Raw genomic sequence first — 3,017 nt, forward strand, 5'->3', positions numbered from 1 at the left:
CGCAAATCCATCGATAATGCCTGAGCCATAAAAGCCGACCTCCATCATCAGCCTCCATGGTGAATCACATCACATCTGATTTGGGAATCCTTCCGATTCAGCTCGAAAGGGAAACGCTCTAAGCCACCCCTCGTGCCGGACGCTGCATCCAAACAAAGAGCGCGCTGGCGATCATGGTCAACAACATCAAAAACCCAATCACTATAGTGGTAAATCCCCAGTCATGTCCTGAGTTGTCTGTCAGGCTTGGCATCAGAACCTGGATCAACCCATAGAAGGTGGCACATAAAAGGAGCGCGAGAGCAGCCGCGTTGCGCGTCATGCGTGCGTTGTGGCGGGCAAACCATGCAACACTTAACAAAAAGATGGCACTTACCAAACCGACCGAAAGGCTTGTTTCCAGTTGCTCGTGCCTTGCTTTGGCGACCATTATGGAAACGAGGCTAATGACCGACAATAATGCTTGCATGCCGCCAGCGATGAGCAAGCATCGAAATGTCAATCTGTAGCCAATCTCTGCCAACTGAAACCGGTCCAGAGGGGCCTTCAACGCCTTCTGAGCGGCCAACCCCAAGACAATCGGATAACAAACAAATCCTATCGTCGCCAATGTCCAAAAAAACTTCAAGCTGAACTGCGACGAAATTTCGAAGAGTGCGCTAAAAGTCCAATAGGTCCAATACCCAGCTAACCAAAGGGAAATCAGAAGAACCAGTCCAAACGCCATCCGCGCCCAACCCTCTCCGGTGGTAACATTCTCTTTCAACGACGATCCAAGGCAGCCGAATGCAAATGCGCTCTGATTTTCGCGCAAATGCTCGTATTCACCGCGCATCGCCTCCCCCCAAGCCCGCCGACTGGGTGGCAAGAGCGCAATGGCGAGTTTCAAAGCCAAGCGGCTCATGCGGTTTGCTCCTTCAAACTTGTAAAAGTAGGTCGGCTGGCCTTGGCCTCGCGGGCGGCCTTCAGCCCAGCATCGGTCAGTCGATATGCATGGCGAGGCGGCTTACCCTCGACGTCTGGCGGCGTCCATTTGCTTTCCAACAAGCCGCGCTCATCCAAGCGCATGAGAACAGGATAAAGCGTGCCAGACTTAATGCCGGTCGCCTTCATCAACTCATAGCCATAGCACCAATCATTCGGTGCGCTGGCGAGAATCGCGAGGAGGTCTTGGGCTTGGCTTGAAAGGGGGCGGTTGCGTTTCATACCAATAGATCAACATATGTAGATTTAAGAGTCAAGTACGATCAAATCACTTGTTTGACTCCCCCCCCCCTCGCAAGCCCAGAGATTTGCCCAGTCGCAACGGTAAAATCTAACTTTTGCCAGCCGAAAACTGAGGGAGCACGGCACATGCGGCGAGAGTGCTCAATGTGATTAGCACCGAAAATTGTGCCAAGCCCAACAGGCTTTAGAACAACATAACTGTAATGCCCCCTTCAATCATTTGCTTCGGACGACGCCTTTGAAAGAGGCGATGTTCTCTATAATCGCTACATCTGTGCGCAAGCATGGTGTAGGCGCAATTATGAGCTTTGGGAATGGCTTCGCCTTTCGCCGAGAAGTGAACGGGATCGTTATACTAGTTTGCTCGAGTATCCATTTCAGCGCTTTCAGCGCCTGCTAATAGCTGCGTACGAGCGTATTTTATCGCGTCTATCGCGCGCAATGACAATGATACCGACAACAACAATTGGCCCAGCAGCAAAGTAAGCTGCATCAGCTCAGTCGCGTTATGGAATTCCGTGCGCCGTTCCCATGCAAAAAACATGGCGACGGGAACTAGCAAGCCACACGCTATTGCGGCAAATGCAACAATCATTACATATTTTGCTCCACCTCTGGCTTTGACGCTTAGGCCACTGGAGTAAGATACGCGTTGCGATCCGTGCACGTGCATAGACGCCCAAATGACGCCAACAATTACAAGAAACAGCAAAATACATACGGCCCCAACCCAAACAATGCTAAGGTTTGGCTGGATTGTATTAGACAACAACAAGGCTAACATCACAGCAATCAGTGCTTGCGCTATACTACCGCTCAGGAAACGGTGCGCCTCAGCGATCGCCGCATCAGCACGCAAGGCTGGCGTTGGCGCAATAGGTGGCAAAGCAGGTCGTAGGCGCGTTGTTTTGGTTGGCGGTGGATATGTAACGCTCATTGCTAGGCACCTCGTTTACCCGTCAAGATTTGTTATCTTTCGCTCAAAACACCTGTAGTAAGTTTTTTTATATCGCTATTCGCCGGTCTTATCAAATCTCCTTGGGAAGCGCGCGGGGATCATGCGTAAACCTGAAGGTCACCCACCAGTCAGCCTCCTAAGCGTCCGCTTTCAAGCAACCGCCACCCTGCCCCAAATGGCAAACCTTGGCGCATTTGGGACCGACAGCTTTTTGAACGCCGAGAATGCTAGGGGCTATCCTTACGTCATGGAGAAACGAGGATAGCCCAATAAGAGGCTATACTTCGGTTGCCTCTGCCAATGCTAAGGCGTCTTCGACATCAACACCAAGATAGCGAACAGTGCTTTCTATTTTGGTGTGGCCCAGCAAAATCTGGACAGCACGAAGATTGCCGGTTTGCTTGTAGATTATGGAAGCCTTGGTTCTGCGCAGGGAATGGGTGCCAAAGTCTTCCCGCCTTAGCCCAATGCCAGTTACCCATTCATCGACAAGGCGCGCATATTGTCTGGTGCTCATGTGGTTTGTGTGGTCAGTTCGGCTTGGAAAGACAAAATCATCAAGAGATCCACCTCGACGCTCCAGCCACGCCAACATGCTCGCTTGCGCAGGTCCCAGAAGCTCAAACTGAACAGGTCGACCAGTCTTCTTTTGAATAACGATCGCACGAGTTTTGACGCGACCGCCACTCGTGACATCGCCTACTCGGACCTTGACGATATCGCAGCCCCTTAGCTTGCTATCGATTGCCAAGTCGAACAAAGCCCGATCGCGTAGGTGGCCCTCCCGATCGAGCAAAAATCTTATCGCCCAAACCTGCTGCGGCTTCAAAGC

General features: G+C 51.7%; 4 protein-coding genes. All 4 read right to left on the minus strand.

Annotated elements, in window-relative coordinates; genetic code table 11:
• Positions 1-118: 118 nt before the first annotated feature.
• Positions 119-835, minus strand: coding sequence for a hypothetical protein (locus tag ACIQ20_RS16325; protein ID WP_395782182.1), 717 nt, complete (start codon positions 833-835; stop codon positions 119-121).
• A gap of 65 nt (positions 836-900) precedes the next feature.
• On the minus strand, positions 901-1,206 hold the full coding sequence (locus ACIQ20_RS16330) for a PadR family transcriptional regulator (protein ID WP_395782184.1): 306 nt from the start codon (positions 1,204-1,206) through the stop codon (positions 901-903).
• A 376-nt stretch (positions 1,207-1,582) separates the two neighbouring features.
• The gene (locus ACIQ20_RS16335) at positions 1,583-2,113 is read right to left on the minus strand and encodes a hypothetical protein (protein WP_395782186.1); all 531 of its coding nucleotides are present in this window, start codon (positions 2,111-2,113) and stop codon (positions 1,583-1,585) included.
• A gap of 349 nt (positions 2,114-2,462) precedes the next feature.
• A partial coding sequence (locus tag ACIQ20_RS16340) for a tyrosine-type recombinase/integrase (protein ID WP_395782188.1) occupies positions 2,463-3,017 on the minus strand: 555 nt, incomplete at its 5' end.

It is taken from the genome of Aquidulcibacter sp. (genome assembly GCF_044346625.1).
GTDB lineage: Bacteria > Pseudomonadota > Alphaproteobacteria > Caulobacterales > Aquidulcibacteraceae > Aquidulcibacter.

Bases quoted from the DNA above. Each gene is read 5' to 3' on its own strand.
- ACIQ20_RS16325 (WP_395782182.1), bottom strand. From the start codon at position 835: ATGCGCGGTGAATACGAGCATTTGCGCGAAAATCAGAGCGCATTTGCA.
- ACIQ20_RS16330 (WP_395782184.1), bottom strand. From the start codon at position 1,206: ATGAAACGCAACCGCCCCCTTTCAAGCCAAGCCCAAGACCTCCTCGCG.